Raw genomic sequence first — 21,624 nt, forward strand, 5'->3', positions numbered from 1 at the left:
GCGCCGCGGGTGCGGCGATGGATGAATGGGTGAAAAATCTAAGCCGGTCCCCTTAAGGCTAACGGGACTTCATGTCAAAGCCAAACTTTCCGGGCTTTCTTAGCCGCCTTGAGCCAACAAGCGGATGACCGCCAAAACGCTTTATGATAACGACGGCGCAAAATTCGCAAACGCTTGAGGAATAGGGACACTCAATGTCGCATGGTATCGCGTTGAAGCCGGCAAAGTCGGCTCGCTCGGAAGCTCTCAAAGGTACGATCCGGATTCCCGGCGACAAATCGATCTCGCACCGCTCCTTCATGTTCGGCGGCCTCGCTTCGGGCGAAACTCGCATCACTGGCCTTCTGGAAGGTGAAGACGTCATCAATACCGGCAAAGCGATGCGCGCCATGGGCGCCCAGATCGAAAAGGTCGGTGCTGAGTGGATCATCCAGGGTACCGGCAATGGTGCGCTTCTGGCTCCTGAAGCGCCTCTCGATTTCGGCAATGCCGGCACCGGCTGCCGTCTCACCATGGGTCTGGTTGGCGTCTATGACTTCGCCTCCACCTTCATCGGCGATGCATCGCTTTCCAAACGCCCGATGGGCCGCGTGCTCAATCCGCTGCGCGAAATGGGCGTGCAGGTCTCTTCGACCGAAGGCGACCGCCTGCCGGTAACGCTGCATGGCCCGAAGACCCCGAACCCGATCACCTACCGCGTGCCGATGGCCTCTGCGCAGGTGAAGTCGGCAGTGCTTCTCGCCGGCCTCAACACACCGGGCATTACTACTGTCATCGAACCGGTCATGACCCGCGACCATACCGAAAAGATGCTGCAGGGTTTTGGCGCCGACCTTTCGGTCGAGACCGATGCGGAGGGCGTACGCACCATTCGTCTCGTCGGCCAGGGCCAGCTTAAGGGCCAGGTCATAGACGTACCGGGTGATCCGTCCTCGACAGCCTTCCCCCTCGTCGCAGCACTCCTGACGCCGGGCTCCGACGTCACCATTCTCAACGTCCTGATGAACCCGACGCGTACAGGTCTTATTATGACGCTGCAGGAAATGGGCGCCGATATCGAAGTGCAGAACGCACGGCTCGCCGGAGGTGAAGATGTCGCCGATCTGCGGGTAAGATATTCCCACCTGAAGGGCGTTACAGTCCCGGCCGATCGCGCGCCGTCGATGATCGACGAATATCCGGTTCTGGCTGTTGCTGCCGCTTACGCATCCGGCACGACCACCATGCTTGGCCTCGAAGAATTGCGGGTCAAGGAATCCGATCGTCTCTCGGCCGTCGCCGAAGGTTTGAAGTTGAATGGCGTCGATTGCGATGAAGGCAAGGAAACGCTCGTCGTTCGCGGCCGTCCGGGCGGCAAGGGTTATGGCAATGCGTCAGGCAAGGCCGTCGTCACCCATCTCGACCATCGCATCGCCATGAGCTTCCTCGTGCTTGGCCTTGCGTCCGAACATGCCGTGACCGTTGATGACGCCTCGATCATCGCCACCAGTTTTCCGGAATTCATGAATCTGATGACCGGTCTTGGCGCGAAGATCGAACAGGTGGAAGGCGAAGCCTGATGGGCGTCGTCATCGCCATCGATGGGCCGGCGGCAGCAGGCAAGGGTACGCTGTCGCGCCAGATTGCCGAGACCTATGGTTTCCACCATCTCGATACCGGCCTGACCTACCGCGCCACGGCAAAAGCGCTTCTCGATGCCGGCTTGCCGCTCGATGACGAGACTGTCGCAGAAAAAATGGCGCGCGAAGTGGAACTCGCTGGCCTCGATCGCGACACCCTGTCGGCCCACGCCATCGGCGAAGCGGCGTCGAAAATTGCCGTGATGCCGAAAGTGCGCCGCGCGTTGGTCGAAGCCCAGAAGGCTTTTTCGACAAGAGCCCCGGGAACGGTGCTCGATGGCCGCGATATCGGCACCGTCGTCTGCCCCGATGCGCCGGTAAAACTCTATATCACGGCATCAGCCGATGTGCGTGCAAGACGCCGTTATGACGAGATTATCGCCAAAGGCGGCGAGGCGGAGTATGATGATATCTTCGCGGACGTGACGAAGCGCGACGAGCGCGACATGGGCCGCGCCGACAGCCCGTTGAAGCCGGCGCAAGACGCGCACTTGCTTGATACGTCCAAAATGAGTATAGAGGCCGCGTTTCAGGCCGCAAAGTCGTTGATCGACGAAGCTCTGATCAAGAATTGACGAGTTGCCGGGAAGCCGGCTTTTCGTTCGCAGAGATCCCGCAGTTCAGTCCCAGCGCCGGATAGCCTCCCACGGTATGACCGATTGAGAGAGGCGGGCCTGGATTTCGGGCGTGTTTAACACGAACCACCGGCGCATGCGTGTCCTTGAATTAGGACACGATCAGGAGATTTCATGGCAGTAACTAACCCCACGCGCGAAGACTTTGCAGCTCTTCTCGAGGAATCCTTCGCATCCAACGATCTGGCCGAAGGCTACGTTACCAAAGGTCTGGTAACGGCAATCGAAAAGGACATGGCAGTTGTCGACGTCGGCCTCAAGGTCGAAGGTCGCATCGCGCTTAAGGAATTCGGCGCCAAGGGCAAAGACGGTTCGCTGAAGGTCGGCGACGAAGTCGAAGTCTATGTCGAGCGCATCGAAAACGCTCTCGGCGAAGCCGTTCTGTCGCGCGAAAAGGCTCGCCGCGAAGAGAGCTGGGTCAAGCTCGAAGCCAAGTTCGAAGCTGGCGAGCGCGTTGAAGGCGTTATCTTCAACCAGGTCAAGGGTGGCTTCACCGTCGATCTCGACGGCGCCGTTGCCTTCCTTCCGCGTTCGCAGGTCGACATCCGTCCGATCCGCGACGTTACCCCGCTCATGCACAACCCGCAGCCCTTCGAAATCCTCAAGATGGACAAGCGTCGCGGTAACATCGTTGTTTCGCGCCGTACGGTTCTTGAAGAGTCGCGTGCCGAGCAGCGTTCTGAAATCGTTCAGAACCTCGAAGAAGGCCAGGTTGTTGACGGCGTCGTCAAGAACATCACCGATTACGGTGCGTTCGTTGACCTCGGCGGCATTGACGGCCTGCTGCACGTCACCGACATGGCATGGCGCCGTGTGAACCATCCGTCGGAAATCCTGTCCATTGGCCAGTCGGTCAAGGTTCAGATCATCCGCATCAATCAGGAAACCCACCGCATCTCGCTCGGCATGAAGCAGCTCGAGTCGGATCCGTGGGATGGCATCGCGGCCAAGTACCCGATCGGCAAGAAGATCTCCGGTACCGTCACGAACATCACCGACTACGGTGCATTCGTAGAGCTGGAGCCGGGCATCGAAGGCCTGATCCACATCTCCGAAATGTCCTGGACCAAGAAGAACGTACATCCCGGCAAGATCTTGTCCACGAGCCAGGAAGTCGACGTTGTCGTTCTCGAAGTCGACCCGTCCAAGCGCCGTATTTCGCTCGGCCTCAAGCAGACGCTGGAAAACCCGTGGCAGGCATTCGCTTACTCGCATCCGGCCGGCACTGAAGTCGAAGGCGAAGTCAAGAACAAGACCGAATTCGGCCTGTTCATCGGACTCGAAGGCGACGTTGACGGCATGGTTCACCTTTCCGATCTGGATTGGAACCGTCCGGGCGAACAGGTCATCGAAGAGTTCAACAAGGGCGACGTCGTCAAGGCTGTCGTTCTCGATGTTGACGTCGAGAAGGAGCGTATCTCGCTCGGCATCAAGCAGCTCGGCAAGGATGCCGTTGGTGACGCAGCCGCTTCCGGCGACCTGCGCAAGAACGCTGTCGTTTCGGCTGAAATCATCGCCGTTAACGACGGTGGCATCGAAGTGAAGCTCGTTGCCCACGAAGACCTCGTAGCCTTCATCCGCCGCGCTGACCTCGCTCGCGACCGCGACGACCAGCGTCCGGAGCGTTTCTCGGTTGGCCAGGTTGTCGACGCCCGCGTCGTCAACTTCTCCAAGAAGGACCGCAAGGTCATGCTTTCCATCAAGGCGCTCGAAATCGCCGAAGAGAAGGAAGCAGTTGCACAGTTCGGTTCGTCCGACTCGGGCGCTTCGCTCGGCGACATTCTGGGCGCAGCCCTGAAGAACCGTGGCGGCAACGAATAATCGTTGTTTCCTGAAGAATAAGAAGCCGCCGGATCGAAAGGTCCGGCGGCTTTTTCATGGTCACTTGCAGAAGCCGAACACGTGCTCGGCAGATTTCCGGATTACGTCCAGCCGGCCATCCGCCAGTATAGATCGCTCGGTTGCACCTCGGGCGCGTCCGCTTCCAGCCTGACCTCGCCGGCCCTATATCCGGCCGCCCTCTCCGCTCTGGTCATCGTATCGCTGACGATTTCCTCGCCTTCCGCATCGTTGTCCTGCGGCTCCTCACCTTCCGGCTCATGCTCGTCGCCAAAAGTGTGCTGCTGTGATGATTCGTCCTGCTCTTCGTCTTCCAGCGCCTCGATCTGTTCGGCCTGCCGCTCTTTATGTCTCGGTTCTTCATCGGCAGGTGGATAGGCTGCGACATAGGGCCAGGGAAGAGCTTCGCGTGCTTGGGTCGGCACGGTGTTCGCAGCAACCGCCAGCGCGGCCATATTCTGTTCCGGCGCATCTGCTCTCGCCGCCGCAGCCGCGGCACGGGCGGCATCCGGCATGGCGCCATTGGCGGTTTGCGGTGACGCCGCCGCCTGTCCGCCATGAGATGCGCTTGCGGAAGGTACGTTGCCGGTCGCACGCTGTTGGTCGCCAAGCCCGTCATCCGCTGTAGCTTGGACCGCAGGCGAGGACATCGGCAGATGCTTGCTTTCCGGCAGATCGAGTTCGGACAGGACCGTTGCCAGCCAGTTTGCCAGTTTCAGCAACGTTTGATCGGAAAGCGCCGACCAGAGACGCGCGGGCACCGGTATGTCCAGCTTGAACATTTCCACCGCGGTGCGCGCCAGAGCCTGCATTTCTTCGGGCTCGGCTGCCTCTGCCTGCTGGGCGACCTGGGCTACCGAGATTTGCAACTGATTGCTGATTACCGCCGCTGGTGTGCTGACTCTGCCGGGATTGATTTCGGGTCGCACCGCATTCGCCTGGAATCCATCCTTCAAGGCAGTCATAGACATTGTCGGCTTTGCTGCAGCAACTGCTTCACTTGTCGGGGTAACTGGACGACTTGTTGGGGCTTGCGACGCCGCTGTATTGGCGGGGCCGGTCAGTGAGCCTGCAGGCTTTGACGCCTGCTCCGCCTGTTGCGGCTTGAGTTCAGGTGATGCGGTGGCCGGGGCTGGTGAACGCTGATTCTGACCTTCGCCAAGCTTCGGCGAGGCTGCGTTCCCGGTCGGCTGGCGAAGCGAGGCAATATGGTCGTCGTTCGAAGTTGTTTGTGATGGACCTATCTGGCCGATCTGTGCAGTCGCAGGGCTCGCACCTTGCTGCAGACGCGGACCATTGCCCGCCGGCGGTGAGTCAGCACTTGCATTCTGCCGATAGAAACTGACGACCGTCTTGGCCGCGAGATCGCGCTGGGCAATGTTCGCGGTCTCGATATGGGCCGCAAGCCGGGCGGCTGCCGGGCCTGAAGGTTCTTTTAGGATCTCAGCCATCAACCGCAGAGAAATGCCCTTGACGATCTGGTTGAGCAGCCGCTCAACATTGGCGACCTCTTGCGGCTTCAGCGCCTGAACGGCTTCGAAAAGGCGTGCCGTATAGTCGATCAGCGTCTCGTTTTCTCGCCGCGGTGTCTTCAACAGCTTGCCGATCGTCTCGGCAAGGATGGAGGACCCCTGCGCCAGCTTGAGTTGAGCCGACAGGGAGGCGGCATCGAGCCGTGCGCCTGAAAGAGTAGCGTTGCTTCCTGACTGCGACTGTGCGGTCGTCAGTGATGAGGTCACACGCGCAGGAGTGACTGCAGCCTGCGTCTGGTTATGGTAATCTGCAGTCGAACTCAACGCGGCACGAACGGGTGGCAGCATCGCATGCTCCATCTGTTATCTGCGACGGTGGAACAGTTCGGCCGTGTTTGGGTAATGGTGCGACGGCTGTCGCTACGCCTCATGGCGGGATGATGCCGATTGACAGACGTTAAACGAAAATGGTTAACGGTCGGCTAATTATCATCGAATTCGCGTCGGGAGCCCGGCAAACTGAGAGCGCCGCCTGCGGGAACAGGCGGCATGGCTCAGCTATGCGCGAAAATATCGGTCTCTTCCCAGCCAAGGAGATCAAGCCTTGCGCGTGTCGGCAGGAACTCGAAGCAGGCGGCGGCAAGATCCGTGCGGTTGTCGCGGATCAGCCGCATGGTCAGCTTGTCGCGCAAGGCATGCAGATAAAGCACGTCCGAGGCCGCATATTCGAGTTGCGCCTGTGATAACGTTTCGGCCGCCCAATCAGTCTGCTGCTGGGCCTTGGAAATGTCGACCTCGACCAGTTCCCGCAGATTGTCCTTTAGCCCGTGACGATCGGTATAGGTTCGGGTCAGGCGTGAAGCGATCTTGGTGCAGAAGACCGGCGTGGCCAATACCCCGAACGTATGGAAAAGCACGGCGATATCGAATCGGCCGTAGTGAAAGATCTTCTGCCGCGACGAATCAGCCAGAAGCGCGACGAGGTTGGGCGCCTGATTCTGTCCTGCTGCAATGCGAATGACGTCGGCCGTGCCGTCCCCGGGAGATAATTGCACAACACATAGGCGATCACGACGTGGGATAAGGCCAAGCGTTTCGGTATCGATTGCCACCGCACCCGTATAGTGGGCCGCTGCCGCCGCCGGAAGATCTCCCTCGTGATAGCGAATTTCAGCCATAATCCCGCCTTTCCAAGCATTTGAATCGATATTGCCTATAATCCAGCTTTGCGCATATCGATATAGCGATGATCCCTGCTATGATATCGACGCTATGGGCAAATGCTCAGCATTGCACCTATTGCATTGCTGCAATGCGCCTAACCGGCTTGGCGAGCATACCAGTTTTAGCCTATATGTCAGTCATCGAACGACGCACTCCTCCTCCCAGTGTCGTTCGATACGGATCGACAACATCCTCCTCCTCCCAGTTGTCGATCAAGTTTAAAGCCTGGCGCATCCTCCTCCCGCGCCAGGCTTTTCGCTTTTCTGGAGGTAATTTTCCCGAAAGACAGTTGAACGACAGCGTTTGAAGCGCCTGGAGCCGGCGCCTTATGCATCTCTGTCGCTTGGCGGCCCTGGCCCCTCCATGCGAGGTTATCCCAGGGTGCCGCGTTATCGTCTTGCGATCAGCGAAGCGCGTCGATCGCCTTCAATACGTCGTCCTCGACTTCTATTCCATTTGCCATGGCATCAGCCCTCAGGCCTTTTCCGCGGCGGCCTGGAAGTCGCACGCCATCCTGCCTGGCCATCTCTTCGGCAAGGGCTGCCATGCGCATGGCTGTACCGCCGCCATTGGCCGCGTCCGGGTCGATTGCGATGATCGAGTGGCCGAGTTCCGGCGGCGGCCCATTTTCATCGAAGAGCGAGCTTGCCTCATGGGAGAAATTGGCGCCTGCAAGGCCCGCCGAGAGCACTTCCACCATCAGCGCCAGTGCAGCACCCTTTGCACCACCAGAAGGCGCCATCGTGCCTTTAAGCGCCTCTGCAGCGTCTGTGGTGGGGTTTCCATCAATATCGAAGGCCCAGTCGTCGGGTATGCTCGTTCCCTTCTGGTGGGCTTCCATGACCTTGCCACGTGCGACCTTTGAGAGCGCCAGATCAATGACCAAGGGATCGGCATTTGCGACAGGGACTGCGAAGGCAATCGGATTGGTGCCGAAGAGCGGGCTTCTGCCGCCCCAGGGCGCCATGGCGGCCGGTGCGTTTGCGAACATCATGGCGATCAGGCCCTGCTCGGCAAAACGCTCGACCGTCAGCGCCATTACCCCGGCATGATGCGAGCGGCCGATGGCGGCAAAGGCGATACCCTGTTCACAGGCTATGGCAGGAAGTTCGGAAGCCGCAAGATCAAGGGCTGGATAGGCAAAGCCATGCGCGGCGTCGATCGACAGCACCGCAGGGCGCGGTCGCGAGAGGATCGGCTCCGCCTTGCCATCCACTTTGCCGGTACGAACCTGCTTCACATAGGCCGGAACGCGGCGCAGGCCGTGGCCGGATTGGCCGGCAGCTTCCGACTGCACAAGGGCACGGGCGACGGAAAGAGCAGTTGAGGGCAGGACGCCATTGTCTTCGAAGATGCCGCGGACCAGCGTCTCGGCATCGGTGAGGCTCATATGCATGCGGGCTTCCGGGATTTGTTAGGTCGAGGGAGCCCGCTTATAGCGTTTTGTCAGGAGCAGGTCAGTGCCTGCGTGAGGAAATTCGGTACGCCTGCAGGCGGCGCCGGGATAGGCGAGGCACGGCGAACGATCGAAACTATATAGTCATCGATCTTCGAATCGCCCGAAGAGCGCTGGAGCGACACGCTGGTCACGTTGCCGCCATTGTCGAAGTTGAAGCGCACGGCGGCCGTGCCGGTGTTGCCGCCGGGGCAGCGGCGGGCATTGCGCGCCAGCCGCGACTGCACGCGTGACTTCCACGTTGCCGGGGAAAGCGACGAAAAGCGCGAGCCTGACGATGTCTGGGTGGCGGCATTTCGGTCCGACTGCGTGGCTTCGGCCTTGGCTTGCGCCATTTCCTTCTGGGCCTGCTGCTGCTTGGGGCGTTCCACGCGCTTGACCGGCTCCTTTTTCGGCTCTGGCTTCTTCTCCGTAACTTCGGGTTTTTCCGGTGGCGGCGGGCGCAGGACCGGCAGCGGCACCTCGACGTTATCGAGCGCAGCCATGACCTGCTGCTCGATCGGATCGGGCTGTTCGATCGGCTCCGGCAGTGTTTCCGGCAAAGTCTCGGTCACTTCCGGCTCCTGAGGTGTCGGCTCTCCGACGGGTTCCGGCGGCGGAGGCTCGGGGAGAGGCTCGGCAATTTCCGGCGGCGGTGGTTCGATCGGATCAGGCGTCGGATCGGGCTGGGCCTCTTCCACCGGCTGCATCTGCTCGCTGTCCACTTTTTCGGAATCCACGGCGTCGGGAGCGATCTGCTCCTCTTCCGTCTGTGTGGCCTCAGGCTCTGGAGCCAGTTCGATCATGATCGCGGAAGGCGGTAAATTATCTGCCGGCATAGTCGGCTCTTCCTGCATCATCAGGGCAGCAGCAGCGATATGCGCAGTCAGCACGAATGCGCCGGCGCCTGCCCAGAGTGATATTTCGCCGATCTTCTGTACCCGGCTGCGATAGGGGGCGGCTGGGTTCATCGCGAAACCCCTGGTGCTGGCGAGCCCAGTGAGGAAGGCTGACCTGCTGCGGGTTGACCCGCTGCAGACTGGGCAGCGGGTGCTGCGGCACCGGGAAGGGTTTCCAGTCCGACCAGCGCGATCTTCAGATAACCGGCGTCACGCAGAAGGTTCATCACTTCCATGAACTGGCCGTAGCCCACAGCCTTGTCGGCACGCAGGAAGATGCGGGTATCCTTGTTGCCGCCGGTAATCGTGTTCAGCCTGGTCGTCAGCTGCTCGCGCGCAACCTGGTCATTGCCGAGATTGAGCGTGAGATCTTCCTGAACAGTCAGATAGAGAGGCTCTTCAGGCCGCTGTGCGGGCTTTGCGCTCGATGCGGGCAGGTCGACATTGACATCGACCGTGGAAAGCGGAGCGGCGACCATGAAGATGATCAAAAGCACCAGCATAACGTCAATGAAGGGCGTCACGTTGATCTCGTGGTTTTCCTGCAATTCCTCGCCGTGATGTTCGCGAATACCGCCGGCCATGGACTTATTCTCCGGCCATCAGAGACACGGGGGTTGCCTTGCGGCCACCCGGGGGAACCTTACGGAAGTCGAGGTCGCGGCTCACCAGTCGCTCGACGCCGCTGGCTGCATCGGCAAGAAGCGCGCGATAGCCGGTGACTGAACGAGCAAACAGGTTGTAGATCACCACGGCGGGAATTGCGGCCACGAGGCCGATGGCCGTTGCAAGCAGCGCCTCGGCGATACCGGGCGCGACGACGGCAAGATTGGTCGTCTGCGTTTCGGAAATGCCGATGAACGAATTCATGATGCCCCAGACGGTTCCGAACAGGCCGACAAACGGAGCAACCGAGCCGATCGTCGCCAGAATGCCGGTGCCGCGTGCGATACGGCGGCCGGCAAAGGCCTCGATGCGCGACAGGGAGGAGCCGACGCGTTCCTTGACGCCGTCGCCTTCGACATGGTCGAGCGCATCCGCGGACATCTTTATTTCCTCGGCTGCGGCCTGGAGCATGTAGGCGGCAGGACCGCCGCGTCCGGCGGAGGCATCGACAGCTTCGGCGAGCGTGCGGGAGTTGCGGATGATCTTGATGATGCGGCCTGCACGGGCGCGGGCGCCGGCCAGTTCGAGCGTCTTGACCAGCCAAACGGTCCAGGTTGCCAGCGAAGCGATGGCAAGCCCGATCATGACGCTTTTAACAACCCAGTCCGCCGCCATGAACATGCCCCAGGGCGAAAGGTCGTGCGGGATTGTCAGTACCGGCGTTTCTTCTTCCGCCGGCACAAGGTCGGTTACCGTTTCCTGCGGCGCAGACTGGGCCTGTGCGGGCGCGGCGCCTGCCTCCGAGCCTGATCTGGCCGGTGTAGAAGCCTGTGCGGGCTGGTATACGCCAGGAGCCGTTGTCTCTGTCGAGGGAGCAGGCTGGGCGGATTGTGCCGGAGCCTGAGCGGCGGGAGCTCCCTCTGTAGCCGTCGGGGCAGCAGGTGCTGCAGGGCTGGCCGGTGATGCATTTTCCGCCGGAGCGGAAGGCGCGGTCGGTGTCGTTGCCGGCGTTGTGGCGGGAGCCGTCCGGCCGGTGGTTGGTGCTGCAGACGAAGCCGGAGCCTGCTGCTGTGCACTATCCGACTGCGAAGTGGTTTGTGCCTGAGGAGCCGGGGCAGGGGTCTGAGCCATCGCCATCGCGCTCAGAAGCGCAAGCGTCGCAGCCGTCATCCCGAGCTGTTTCGCGACCTTGCCAAGGTGGCGGTTTCCGGCAACGGCAGGGACAAGGGCAGCAGACATTTTAGGCGATACTCCGACTATTGCCGAAAGGCATTTTTGCCGGCTCGGCACGATATCATCAGGTCGCGGCCGGCATCGAGGCCAGCAACAGACTATGCTGCTATGCGATAATAAACATGAGTTCAAATGGCAACTAATAAATCTTGAGTGAAGCTGCCAATTTTACCTTCACGACGTCGGGGATGACAGAGCTCAAGGCGAGAATGTATCTGCGCCATCGGAGATGGCGCAGATCAGGCATTCTAAAAACGAGGCCGCGTAAAGACTTAGCGCGCCAGCCAGCCGCCATCCACGGGCAGCACGGTGCCGTGAATGTAGTCAGAGGCCGATGATGCGAGGAAGACTGCTGCACCGCCAAGCTCTTCCGGTTTACCCCAGTGACCGGCTGGGATGCGCGCCAGAATGGCGGCATTGCGGTCCGGGTCGTCGCGAAGAGCTTCCGTATTGTTGGTCGAGAAATAACCGGGGGCAATGGCGTTGACGTTGATACCCTTGCCGGCCCATTCGCAGGCTAGGAGCCGGGTCAGGCCTGCAAGGCCGCTCTTGGACGCCGTATAGGAGGGAATACGGATGCCGCCCTGGAAGGAGAGAAGTGAGGCAATGTTGACAATCTTTCCGCCCTTATCGGCTGCGACGAGCCGTCGGGCGAAGGCTTGCGACAGGAAAAACACGTTCTTCAGGTTCACATCCATCACCGCATCCCAATCAGCCTCGCTGAATTCGAGGGCATCAGCGCGGCGAATAATCCCGGCATTGTTGACGAGAATATCAGCACCTCCGGACCAGGAAGTGGTTTCGTCAAGAATACGTTCGATCGGTTCGAGCGTGGAAAGGTCAGCCGATATGGCGAGGCTCTCGCCGCGGCTAGCGCTGATTGCGGCTTCGGTTTCCGCCATCGATGAGCGACCGACCAGTGCCACCTTGGCCCCGGCCTGGGCAAGGGCAACTGAAATGGCCTGGCCTAAACCGGTATTGGCGCCGGTGACAATCGCTGTCTTGCCGGTCAGATCGAACGAAATAGCCATAAAAACCTCCACATAAAAAACCGCCGGGAATTTCTCCCCGGCGGTTCCTAACATGACAATTGTCAAGCTTAAAGCGTGCGTGTGATGTGTTCCACGCGGAAGCACTCGATCGTGTCGCCGGCGCGGATATCTTCGTAGTTTTCGAAGGCCATACCGCATTCCTGACCCATCGGCACTTCGGCAACTTCGTCCTTGAAGCGCTTGAGCGTCTTGAGCTTGCCTTCGTGGATGACCACGTTGTCGCGGATGAGGCGTACGCCTGCACCACGCTCGACCTTGCCTTCGACCACACGGCAACCGGCAACCTTGCCAACCTTGGTGATGTTGAAGACTTCCAGGATCTCGGCATTGCCGAGGAAGGTTTCGCGGCGTTCCGGCGACAGAAGACCCGACATGGCTGCCTTAACGTCATCCACCAGATCGTAGATGATGTTGTAGTAGCGGATGTCGAGGCCGTTACGCTCGGCGATCGTACGAGCCTGTGCATTGGCGCGGACGTTGAAGCCGATGATTGCGGCATCCGATGCCTCGGCGAGCGAGATATCCGACTCGGTGATCGCGCCGGCGCCCGAATGGACGATACGGGCACGAACTTCGTCGGTACCAAGCTTGTCGAGCGACGCGATGATCGCTTCGACCGAACCCTGCACGTCACCCTTGATGACCAGCGGGAATTCCTTGAAACCGGTATTCTGCAGCTTGCTCATCATCTGCTCGAGCGAACCGCGCTGGCCGGACTGGCGAGCAACCGCCTTGTCGCGAGCAAGACGCTGGCGATACTCGGAGATTTCGCGGGCACGAGCTTCGTTTTCGACGACGGCGAAGCGGTCACCGGCAGCAGGCGTGCCGGAAAGACCGAGCACTTCGACCGGGGTTGCCGGACCGGCTTCCTTGACGTGGTCGCCCTTGTCGGTGACGAGAGCACGAACACGGCCCCACTGATCGCCGGCAACGATGATCTGGCCCGGCTTCAGCGTACCCTTCTGGACGAGCACGGTCGCAACCGCACCACGACCGCGGTCGAGTTGTGCTTCAATGACCGTACCTTCGGCAGTACGCGTCGGGTCGGCCTTCAGGTCGAGAATTTCGGCCTGTAGCAACACGGCTTCGAGCAGCTTGTCGAGGTTTGTCTTGTTCTTGGCCGAAACCTCGACGTCGAGCACTTCACCGCCGAGCGATTCGACGAAGACTTCGTGCTGCAGGAGCTGCTGACGAACCTTGTCGGGCTTGGCTTCATGCTTGTCGATCTTGTTGATTGCCACGATGATCGGTACACCCGCCGCCTTGGCATGGTTGATGGATTCGATCGTCTGCGGCATCACGCTGTCGTCGGCTGCAACCACCAGGATCGCGATATCCGTCGCCTGCGCACCACGGGCACGCATGGCCGTAAAGGCGGCGTGGCCGGGGGTGTCGATGAAGGTGATCTTCTGACCGTTCTTCTCGACCTGGTAGGCACCGATATGCTGGGTGATGCCGCCGGCCTCGCCGGACACGACATTCGCCTGGCGGATAGCGTCGAGCAGCGAGGTCTTGCCGTGGTCGACGTGACCCATGATCGTAACGACCGGCGGACGCGATACCATTTCGCCCGCATCGTCGGCCTTGTCGAAGATGCCTTCTTCGACGTCGGATTCAGAGACGCGCTTCACGGTATGGCCGAATTCGGCGGCGATGAGTTCTGCCAGATCGGCGTCAATGACGTCGCCCGGCTTCATCATCTGGCCTTCCTTCATCAGGTACTTGATGACGTCGACCGCGCGTTCGGACATGCGCTGCGACAGTTCCTGAATGGTGATCGTTTCCGGCAGGATGACTTCGCGGACAACCTTTTCACGGGTTTCCTGCATCTGGCTGCGGCGGAATTTTTCCTGACGGCGGCGCATCGCGGCCATCGAGCGGCCACGGGCGTTACCGTCCTCGTCCGAACCGGCAGTGGTGATGGTCAGCTTGCCCTGGCGACGGCCTTCGTCACCCTTCGGGCGTGCCGGCGGCTTGGCGGGAGCCGGAGCGACCACGCGGCCACGACCGGGCGCACCGGCGCTGCGGGACGGGCCACGGTCATCATCTTCGTCATTGGCACGGCGACCACGGACGGCACCCGGCTGCGCTGCCGGAGCATCGGTGCCTGGGCGCGGCGACTGCGGACGACCGTCCTGCGGGCGGCCAGCGGCTCCACGATCGGCAGGTGCGCGATCGGTGTTGCGTTCGGGCGCACGGGCAGCGACCGGGGCCGGCTGAGGCGCGACGGGTTCAGGTTCCGGCTCTGGAGCCGGTTCGGCTGCACGACGAGCGGCTTCCGCAGCCTCTTCGGCCTTGCGGGCCTCTGCTTCGGCTGCACGGCGGGCTTCGTCTTCAGCGCGCTGCTTGGCTTCGATGACTTCGCGCGCCTGTGCTTCCACCAGAGCGCGGCGACGGGCTTCCATTTCGCCGGCGGAGAGATCGTGAAGCACGTTCGGGCGGTTCTGTTGCGGACGCTGGCCGGACTGCTGCGGGCGTTGACCCTGCTGCGGACGCTGGCCCTGTTGCTGGCCGTAGTTGGAGCCCGAACGCTGACCCTGGTGCGAACCGGGGCGCTGACCCTGTGGCTGTGCAGGGCGCTGTGCCTGTGGCGCAGGCTGGTGCACCGGCGCTGCCGGTTGCGGGCGCGGCTGCTGCGGAGCAGGCTGTGCTGCGGCTTCAACCGGGCGCGGAGCCGGGGCTGCAGGGGCCGCGATCGGAGTAATCGGCTTTTCGTCCTGCGGGCGGGTCGGGCGGCGTTTCACCGTTTCGACGACGACCGCTTTCGTGCGGCCGCGACCCATGTCCTGGCGCACAGTACCCTGGTTCATGCCGGATGGCTTGAGCGAGAGGGTCTTCTTCACGCCGAGTGTCTTGTCGTCTTTGTTGTCGGTCATTCCGTTCCTGTTCCTTCGTACAGGAACGGATGGAAGCCATCAGAACCTGTCGTTCAAGTCGTATAAATCGATCTGCGTCCGGCTAGAGCCGGTGACAGCGTCATGGTTTAGGCATGTCAAAGACATCCTTTGTCTGGGGCAGACCGCCTTTACGGTACTGCTCAAGTAGGTTTGCGCGCTTCACTACACCCTCACCCGCCTGCCCTGCAAGCGCGCAAGCATGGATAAAAGCATTCTCGCCCATCACTTCGTCCAATTCCGCCCCGGTGAGGAGCAAAAAGGCCGGAATGTCATGTTCGGCATCGGTGCCGAGCTTAAAGGCCTTTCGGGCCTGGTCTATCTTTCGAACGCCGTCTGCCGCAGCATCGGAAGCATGGAAAACGCCGGCGGCGGCTCCCGAGCGGACTGCGGCATCGACCTTCATCGCGCCGGAAACGAACTGACCGGCCTTGCGCGCCATGTTCATCATTCCGGCAAGGTCGGCGACCAGAAGCCGATCGACCAGTGCGCCGAGATCGTCCGCTGCTTTCGTTTCGCTCTTGAAAGCGCGAGAAAACAGCTTCCGCTTCACCGCCCGGTCGACAAGCTCTCGTTCCGCCTTGATCCAGCAGCCCCGTCCGGGAAGCTGCCGTTTCAAATCCGGAACCACGCTCCCGTCGGGAGCGCGGACGAACCTGATAAGGTCCTTCGGGTCTGTCGCCTCGCGGGTGACGATGCAGGTACGGTCGTTCACGACAAAATCGTCCGGCCAAATATCTGCATCATCCGCACCATTGTCGTCCGTGATCATTCCTGATCGGCGGCGACGGCCTCCTCCTCGGCCTCATCATCAGCCTGTTCGTTGGCGAGATCTTCTTCGGTGATCCAGCCTGCGAGCAGACGGGCCTGAACGATCATGTTTTCAGCCTCGACGCGGGAAACGTCGAACTTGGAGAACGTGCCTTCGAACTTCTTGGTCTCGCCATCCTTGCGTTCCGACCAGCCAACGAGATCGTCAGCAGCGCAGCCGGCGAAGTCTTCGATCGTCTTGATGCCTTCTTCGCCGAGCGCGACCAGCATCTGGGCGGTGAGGCCTTCGATCTGCTTCAGCTCGTCCTGGACGCCGAGTGCGACGCGCTTGGCATCGTTTTCAGCTTCGATACGCTCCAGGTACTCGCGGGCGCGGGTCTGGATTTCGTTGGCCGTGTCTTCGTCGAAGCCGTCGATCGACGAGATTTCGTCGAGATTGGTGTAGGCCAGTTCCTCGACCTGGGCAAAGCCTTCCGAAGCAAGCACCTGGCCGACCATTTCGTCGACATCGAGAGCTTCCATGAACAGGTTGGTGCGCTCGTTGAATTCCTTCTGACGGCGTTCCGACTCTTCGGCTTCCGTCATGATGTCGATATCCCAGCCGGTCAGCTGCGAAGCGAGGCGAACGTTCTGGCCGCGGCGGCCGATGGCCAGCGACAGCTGCTCATCCGGAACCACGACTTCGATACGCTCTGCATCCTCGTCGAGAACGACCTTGGCGACTTCAGCCGGCTGCAGGGCGTTGACGATGAAGGAAGCCGGATCCTGGCTCCACGGAATGATGTCGATCTTTTCGCCCTGCAGTTCGCCGACAACGGCCTGAACGCGCGAACCACGCATACCGACGCAGGCGCCGACCGGATCGATCGACGAGTCGTTCGAGATAACAGCGATCTTGGCGCGGGAACCCGGGTCACGGGCAACCGACTTGATCTGGATGATGCCGTCGTAGATTTCTGGAACTTCCATGGTGAACAGCTTCACCATGAACTGCGGATGGGTACGCGACAGGAAGATCTGCGGGCCGCGCTGTTCGCGACGGACGTCGTAGACATAGGCGCGGACGCGGTCGCCGTAACGCATGTTTTCGCGCGGGATCATCTCGTCACGACGGATGATGCCTTCGCCACGGCCGAGATCCACGATGACATTGCCGTACTCGACGCGCTTGACGGTGCCGTTGACGATTTCGCCGACGCGATCCTTGAACTCGTCGAACTGACGGTCACGCTCGGCTTCGCGCACCTTCTGCACGATGACCTGCTTGGCGGACTGTGCGGCGATACGGCCGAAATCCATCGGCGGCAGCGGGTCGGCAATGAAGTCGCCGATCTTGGCATCAACATTGCGGTCGCGGGCCAAAACCAAAGGGATCTGCGTTCCGTAGTCTTCGGCGACTTCAACGACCTCAAGAAGGCGTTGCAGACGGATTTCGCCGGTCTTGGAATTGATGTCGGCGCGGATATTGGTTTCCGAACCGTAACGCGAGCGGGCGGCCTTTTGGATGGCGTCAGCCATCGCAGCCAGCACGATCTCGCGGTCGATGACCTTTTCGCGGGCCACAGCGTCTGCGATCTGCAGAAGTTCAAGCCGGTTTGCGCTCACTGCCATTGTCGTTGGTCTCCGTAGGTCCAATTCTGGCGGCCCTCCCTCCTCGGAAAGGCCAGTGTGTTGGTCGATTATTCTTCGTCTTCAGCTTCGTCGTTCTGGTTCGCGGCCTGCTGCTTGGCGAGCTTGTCGGCGCGCAGCGCATCGCGGATCAGATCGTCCGTCAGGATCAGCTTGCCTTCGGCCAGCGCCGAGAACGGGATCGTTACGCGTGGTTCCTCACCATAGGCGACCTGGTCGCGCTCGACGGTGAAACCTTCTTCGTTGACTTCGGCGATCTTGCCGCGGAACCGCTTGCGGTTGTCGATCATGATCGACGTCTCGCATTTCACCAGATGGCCGGTCCAGCGTGCAAAATCCGACTTGCGCACCATCGGCCGGTCGATGCCCGGCGAAGACACTTCGAGATGATACTCGCGATCGATCGGATCTTCTACATCAAGAACGGGTGAGATGGCGACCGATACGGCTTCGCAGCCTTCGACATCCATCGTGCCGTCATTGCGCTCGGCCATGACCTGCAGGGTCATGCCGTTCAGGTTCAGCATGCGCACCCGGACCAGACGGTAATCCATGGCGGTCAGTACCGGCTCGATGATTTCGGCGATCCTGAGGTCGAGACCAGTCTCGACGATGAGACGCGGCTCGTGGTCTGTCTGCTGCATAAGCTCTCCGGTTCAATCCCCGCTCACAGTGCGGGTTGAAGCGATCGCCTAACAAAAAAGAGCGGGTCCGGTGTGGGCCCACTCTTCATCGGACGATCAAGAATATGGTCTGCATATACGCGCTTGGACCGGCAATTGCAAGACTTCCGCATTTCCGCCATTCAAAGCTGGAATTAGCCTGTTCGACGTCTATAACCGGTTCAGAGAGTCGGGAAGAGGAGCAAGAGCCACATCGTGCCGGACAGGATAGCCACACTAGCGCCGTTCAAGAACCAGACCTTCCGCACAATATGGATAGCGAGCCTTGCATCGAATTTCGGTGGCTTGATTCAGGCCGTCGGCGCCGCCTGGATGATGACCTCGATCTCCAATTCCCAGGACATGGTGGCGCTCGTCCAGTCTTCTACCACCCTGCCGATCATGTTGTTCTCGCTGATTGCGGGGGCTCTCGCCGATAATTTCAACCGACGCAGTATCATGCTGACGGCGCAGCTCTTCATGCTGGCCGTCTCTATAGCGCTGACTATCTTTGCCTATCTGGACCTGCTGACGCCCTGGCTGCTTCTCTGTTTCACCTTCCTGCTCGGGTGCGGCGTGGCGCTCAACAATCCCGCATGGCAGGCGTCCGTAGGCGATATCGTCTCGCGTGAAATGCTGCCCCAGGCCGTGACGCTCAACAGCGTCGGCTTCAACATTACCCGCAGTGTCGGACCGGCGATCGGCGGCGCTGTCGTCGCAGCGGCAGGTGCTGCAGCAGCCTTCGCCCTGAATGCCGCAAGTTACGTTGCGCTCATGTATGCGCTGTTGCGCTGGAAGCCGGAGCGTCGCGACGATGCGCTGCCACGCGAAACGCTTCTAAGGGCGCTTTCGGCAGGTCTCGGTTATGTTTCCATGTCGCCGAACATCCTCAATGTTCTTTTGCGCGGCATGCTATTCGGCTTCTCTGCCAGCGCCATTCTGGCGCTTTTGCCGATCGTCGCGCGCGATCTCGTTTCGGGCGGGCCGTTGACATACGGCATCATGCTCGGCTGTTTCGGTGTCGGCGCGATCGGCGGCGCCATGTCGAATGCGCGGCTGCGCGAAAAGCTGACGAGCGAGAGGATTGTCCAGTTCGCTTTCCTCGGTTTTGCGGCAAGTTCCTCCGTCATAGCGCTCAGCACCAATACCGCGCTGACGGCGCTCGTGCTGATCGTGCCGGGGGCGTGCTGGGTTCTGGCTCTGTCGCTTTTCAACACGACCGTGCAGCTGTCGGCACCGCGCTGGGTCGTCGGTCGCGCACTGTCCTTCTACCAGACGACGACATTCGGCGGCATGGCGGTCGGCAGCTGGATCTGGGGCGTTGGTGCTGAAAATCTCGGCGTTTCAGTCTCCTTGAGCCTCGCCAGCCTGGCGATGCTTGTAGGTGGATTAGCAGGTTTGAGGAACCCGCTGCCGCAGTTTACCGATATCGACCTGAGCCCGCTGAACAAGTTCAACGAACCGATGCTGCGGCTCGACCTGCAGCCACGAAGCGGCCCGATCGTGTTGCAGATCGACTATGAGATCGCCGAGCACGATATCCCCGAATTCCTCACCCTGATGGCGCGCCGCCGCCGGGTACGCATTCGTGATGGCGCACGCCAATGGGCCTTGATGCGCGATCTAGAACATCCGGAAATCTGGACGGAGACCTATCACACCGCCACCTGGGCAGATTATGTCCGCCATAACCGCCGCCGCCTGCAGATAGATGAGGAAATCTGGGATGCGATCCGAAAGCTTCACAAGGGCGTGGATGGACCACGGGTCCACCGTATGATCGAACGGCAGACCATCCCGCCCAAGGACGATATCTTTCACAAGCATCATGTCGATCTGCATTGAGGCTAAGGGATGTTCCGCAATGCAAGCTCCACCGATCTGCCCGCAATCATCACGCTTCTGGCGGATGATCCGATCGGTGCAACCCGAGAGGTTGCGTCGGGGAAGATGGATCAAGCTTACTTGGAGGCTTTTGCCGCAATCGAAGCCGATCCCAACCAATTGCTGGCCGTTGCCGTCGATGACGATGGAAAGGTGATCGGCTGCCTGCAGCTCTCCTTCATTCCCGGCTTGTCACGCAAGGGCATGTGGCGAGGCCAGATCGAAAGCGTGAGGATTGCTGCAAGCCATCGTGGCGGCGGATTGGGCGCCGCCATGATCGAGTGGGCGGTCGAGCAGGCGAAAGAAAAGGGCTGCGGCCTTGTGCAACTGACGTCGGACAAACGGCGGCCAGATGCGATCCGTTTTTATGAAAGACGGGGTTTCGTCGCGAGCCACGAGGGGCTGAAACTCGACTTATCTTAACTTGGCCTTGAGCGAGGCGTCTGGATAGCAGGTCGGGGAGATCCCGGCCTTCGCCTGCCAGTCACCGAGCGAGCGGCGGGTCTTGAAGCCTGGCAATCCATCGACATTGCCGACGTCATAACCCTTGGCGACCAGTGCCTTCTGCATCGCAAGCACATCGGAGCGCAGCATCTTGCCGACATCGCCCCATTTGGCCTGGAACGGCCCGCTACCGTAAGCGATGCGATCGGCCAGATTGCCGATGAACAGCGCATAGAGGTCGGAATTGTTATATTCCTTCAGCACGTAGAAATTCGGCGTGACGATGAATTCCGGTCCGTTCCGCCCGGCCGGCAGAAGCATCATTCCCGGCGCTTTCAGTTCCGAAGCCGGAAACGCCTTGCCGGAAATCCGCGTGATCCCGGTCGATGCCCAGGCGGAGATCGGCTTTGCAAGATCCGGTCCTTCCTGCGCGCAGGAGACATTGGCGGGAATCGACACTTCGAAGCCCCAGTCGCGACCGCGCTGCCAGCCTTCATGCTTCAGATAGTTGGCTATGGAGGCGAGCGTGTCCGGCACCGAATTCCAGATATCCGGATGGCCGTCCTTGTCGAAATCGACGGCATATTTCAGATAGCTCGTCGGCATGAACTGCGGCTGGCCGAGCGCTCCGGCCCATGATCCCTTCATTGTCGCCGCACTCACATCGCCACGCTCAATCATGGTCAGCGCTGCGATCAGTTCTTCGCGGAACATCGGCTTACGGGTCGACATGAAGGCCTTGGTGGCCAGCACTTCGACCGCCGAATAGGGCAGTTTCGCTTTTCCAAAACCGGATTCACGGCCCCAGACAGCGATGATGATCTCGCCCGGAACCCCATAGGCCGCTTCGATCTTCTTCAGACCGGCGGCATAGGTTTGGGCCAGCCCGCGCCCGGCCAAGCCCAGCGTCTGAAGCCGATTCTCATTGAAATAGGCGCCGGGGGAGGAAAATTCCGCCTGGCTCTGGTCCTGTTGTTTCGGCGGTTTGGAGCCCGGTGGGAGAAGATCGGGCAGGCTCCAGTTGAGCTTCAAACCATCGAATGCGGCATTCAGCGTCTTGTCCGAAATCCCGGCCTTACGCGCGTCAGGGCCAAGGTCTTTGGCGATCCACTGCTGGAACTGGCGTTCGACATCCGGCTTGTTCTGGGCGGATGCGGGGAGGGGGCAAACGATAGCGGTGAGGGCTAGAAGTAGAGCTGCGGCGTAACGGCGGACACCCCCCTCTGGCCTGCCGGCCATCTCCCCCACAAGGGGGGAGATCACAAGTGGTCGGACCTTCGCCCACAACGAATCTGTATTCCCGTCAGACACTTTGCGTTGGGTCGG

At 60.7% G+C, this 21,624-nt stretch carries 17 protein-coding genes; 5 read left to right on the forward strand and 12 right to left on the reverse strand.

What is annotated here, in order from left to right:
* Window positions 1-194 precede the first annotated feature (194 nt).
* From aroA to rpsA, 3 genes are all read left to right on the forward strand, one after another.
* Window positions 195-1,559: a 3-phosphoshikimate 1-carboxyvinyltransferase gene (aroA, locus tag JZX87_RS06600; protein WP_206824728.1), complete on the forward strand. Its 1,365-nt coding sequence runs from the start codon at window positions 195-197 to the stop codon at window positions 1,557-1,559.
* Window positions 1,559-2,194 (forward strand): (d)CMP kinase, encoded by a 636-nt coding sequence (gene cmk / locus JZX87_RS06605; RefSeq protein WP_206824729.1) that lies wholly within the window; start codon window positions 1,559-1,561, stop codon window positions 2,192-2,194. Before aroA ends, cmk begins: the two co-directional genes overlap by 1 nt.
* A 174-nt stretch (window positions 2,195-2,368) precedes the next feature.
* On the forward strand, window positions 2,369-4,075 hold the full coding sequence (gene rpsA, locus JZX87_RS06610) for a 30S ribosomal protein S1 (RefSeq protein WP_148146224.1): 1,707 nt from the start codon (window positions 2,369-2,371) through the stop codon (window positions 4,073-4,075).
* A gap of 101 nt (window positions 4,076-4,176) precedes the next feature.
* Here the strand turns inward: rpsA and JZX87_RS06615 are convergent, their stop codons facing one another.
* The 11 genes from JZX87_RS06615 to rimP all read right to left on the reverse strand — a co-directional run bounded on the left by JZX87_RS06615 (window position 4,177) and on the right by rimP (window position 17,952).
* Window positions 4,177-5,913 (reverse strand): hypothetical protein, encoded by a 1,737-nt coding sequence (locus JZX87_RS06615; protein ID WP_206824732.1) that lies wholly within the window; start codon window positions 5,911-5,913, stop codon window positions 4,177-4,179.
* Between the two features lie 206 nt (window positions 5,914-6,119).
* Window positions 6,120-6,746: a ribonuclease D gene (locus JZX87_RS06620; RefSeq protein ID WP_183824170.1), complete on the reverse strand. Its 627-nt coding sequence runs from the start codon at window positions 6,744-6,746 to the stop codon at window positions 6,120-6,122.
* Between the two features lie 446 nt (window positions 6,747-7,192).
* On the reverse strand, window positions 7,193-8,185 hold the full coding sequence (locus JZX87_RS06625) for an Ldh family oxidoreductase (protein WP_183823908.1): 993 nt from the start codon (window positions 8,183-8,185) through the stop codon (window positions 7,193-7,195).
* A gap of 50 nt (window positions 8,186-8,235) precedes the next feature.
* Complete coding sequence (locus tag JZX87_RS06630; RefSeq protein WP_206824734.1) at window positions 8,236-9,195, reverse strand: energy transducer TonB family protein; 960 nt, start codon at window positions 9,193-9,195, stop codon at window positions 8,236-8,238.
* Window positions 9,192-9,707 carry a TonB system transport protein ExbD gene (exbD, locus tag JZX87_RS06635; RefSeq protein ID WP_206824736.1) on the reverse strand — a complete coding sequence of 172 codons (516 nt, stop codon included), beginning with the start codon at window positions 9,705-9,707 and terminating at the stop codon, window positions 9,192-9,194. Before exbD ends, JZX87_RS06630 begins: the two co-directional genes overlap by 4 nt.
* A gap of 4 nt (window positions 9,708-9,711) precedes the next feature.
* Complete coding sequence (gene exbB / locus JZX87_RS06640) at window positions 9,712-10,899, reverse strand: tonB-system energizer ExbB (protein WP_206825106.1); 1,188 nt, start codon at window positions 10,897-10,899, stop codon at window positions 9,712-9,714.
* 335 nt (window positions 10,900-11,234) lie between these two features.
* Window positions 11,235-11,993 carry a 2-dehydro-3-deoxy-D-gluconate 5-dehydrogenase KduD gene (gene kduD / locus JZX87_RS06645; RefSeq protein WP_148146218.1) on the reverse strand — a complete coding sequence of 253 codons (759 nt, stop codon included), beginning with the start codon at window positions 11,991-11,993 and terminating at the stop codon, window positions 11,235-11,237.
* A 68-nt stretch (window positions 11,994-12,061) separates the two neighbouring features.
* A complete protein-coding gene (gene infB / locus JZX87_RS06650) occupies window positions 12,062-14,890 on the reverse strand; it encodes a translation initiation factor IF-2 (protein WP_206824738.1) in 2,829 nt (942 codons plus the stop codon).
* 100 nt (window positions 14,891-14,990) lie between these two features.
* Window positions 14,991-15,680 (reverse strand): RNA-binding protein, encoded by a 690-nt coding sequence (locus JZX87_RS06655; protein ID WP_206824739.1) that lies wholly within the window; start codon window positions 15,678-15,680, stop codon window positions 14,991-14,993.
* Window positions 15,677-17,290, reverse strand: a complete 1,614-nt coding sequence (nusA, locus tag JZX87_RS06660; protein ID WP_206824741.1) for a transcription termination factor NusA — start codon at window positions 17,288-17,290, stop codon at window positions 15,677-15,679. Before nusA ends, JZX87_RS06655 begins: the two co-directional genes overlap by 4 nt.
* A 68-nt stretch (window positions 17,291-17,358) precedes the next feature.
* A complete protein-coding gene (rimP, locus tag JZX87_RS06665) occupies window positions 17,359-17,952 on the reverse strand; it encodes a ribosome maturation factor RimP (RefSeq protein WP_148146214.1) in 594 nt (197 codons plus the stop codon).
* 234 nt (window positions 17,953-18,186) lie between these two features.
* Between rimP and JZX87_RS06670 the strand changes: the two genes are divergently transcribed.
* Window positions 18,187-19,815: an MFS transporter gene (locus tag JZX87_RS06670; protein WP_148146213.1), complete on the forward strand. Its 1,629-nt coding sequence runs from the start codon at window positions 18,187-18,189 to the stop codon at window positions 19,813-19,815.
* Window positions 19,816-19,824: 9 nt separating this feature from the next.
* Entirely contained in the window at window positions 19,825-20,277 is a 453-nt protein-coding gene (locus JZX87_RS06675) for a GNAT family N-acetyltransferase (protein WP_206824742.1), read from the forward strand.
* Here the strand turns inward: JZX87_RS06675 and JZX87_RS06680 are convergent.
* Window positions 20,269-21,546, reverse strand: a complete 1,278-nt coding sequence (locus JZX87_RS06680; protein ID WP_502711305.1) for a lytic murein transglycosylase — start codon at window positions 21,544-21,546, stop codon at window positions 20,269-20,271. The genes JZX87_RS06675 and JZX87_RS06680 overlap by 9 nt on opposite strands.
* Window positions 21,547-21,624 lie beyond the last annotated feature (78 nt).

The organism is Agrobacterium sp. Ap1 (genome assembly GCF_017313375.1).
Classification (GTDB): domain Bacteria; phylum Pseudomonadota; class Alphaproteobacteria; order Rhizobiales; family Rhizobiaceae; genus Neorhizobium; species Neorhizobium cellulosilyticum.

What these genes read in the sequence shown, in the direction of transcription:
- aroA (WP_206824728.1), top strand. Translation starts at nt 195, where the DNA reads ATGTCGCATGGTATCGCGTTGAAGCCGGCAAAGTCGGCTCGCTCGGAA.
- cmk (WP_206824729.1), top strand. Translation starts at nt 1,559, where the DNA reads ATGGGCGTCGTCATCGCCATCGATGGGCCGGCGGCAGCAGGCAAGGGT.
- rpsA (WP_148146224.1), top strand. Translation starts at nt 2,369, where the DNA reads ATGGCAGTAACTAACCCCACGCGCGAAGACTTTGCAGCTCTTCTCGAG.
- JZX87_RS06615 (WP_206824732.1), bottom strand. Translation starts at nt 5,913, where the DNA reads ATGCTGCCACCCGTTCGTGCCGCGTTGAGTTCGACTGCAGATTACCAT.
- JZX87_RS06625 (WP_183823908.1), bottom strand. Translation starts at nt 8,185, where the DNA reads ATGCATATGAGCCTCACCGATGCCGAGACGCTGGTCCGCGGCATCTTC.
- JZX87_RS06630 (WP_206824734.1), bottom strand. Translation starts at nt 9,195, where the DNA reads ATGAACCCAGCCGCCCCCTATCGCAGCCGGGTACAGAAGATCGGCGAA.
- exbD (WP_206824736.1), bottom strand. Translation starts at nt 9,707, where the DNA reads ATGGCCGGCGGTATTCGCGAACATCACGGCGAGGAATTGCAGGAAAAC.
- exbB (WP_206825106.1), bottom strand. Translation starts at nt 10,899, where the DNA reads ATGACGGCTGCGACGCTTGCGCTTCTGAGCGCGATGGCGATGGCTCAG.
- kduD (WP_148146218.1), bottom strand. Translation starts at nt 11,993, where the DNA reads ATGGCTATTTCGTTCGATCTGACCGGCAAGACAGCGATTGTCACCGGC.
- infB (WP_206824738.1), bottom strand. Translation starts at nt 14,890, where the DNA reads ATGACCGACAACAAAGACGACAAGACACTCGGCGTGAAGAAGACCCTC.
- JZX87_RS06655 (WP_206824739.1), bottom strand. Translation starts at nt 15,680, where the DNA reads ATGATCACGGACGACAATGGTGCGGATGATGCAGATATTTGGCCGGAC.
- nusA (WP_206824741.1), bottom strand. Translation starts at nt 17,290, where the DNA reads ATGGCAGTGAGCGCAAACCGGCTTGAACTTCTGCAGATCGCAGACGCT.
- rimP (WP_148146214.1), bottom strand. Translation starts at nt 17,952, where the DNA reads ATGCAGCAGACAGACCACGAGCCGCGTCTCATCGTCGAGACTGGTCTC.
- JZX87_RS06675 (WP_206824742.1), top strand. Translation starts at nt 19,825, where the DNA reads ATGTTCCGCAATGCAAGCTCCACCGATCTGCCCGCAATCATCACGCTT.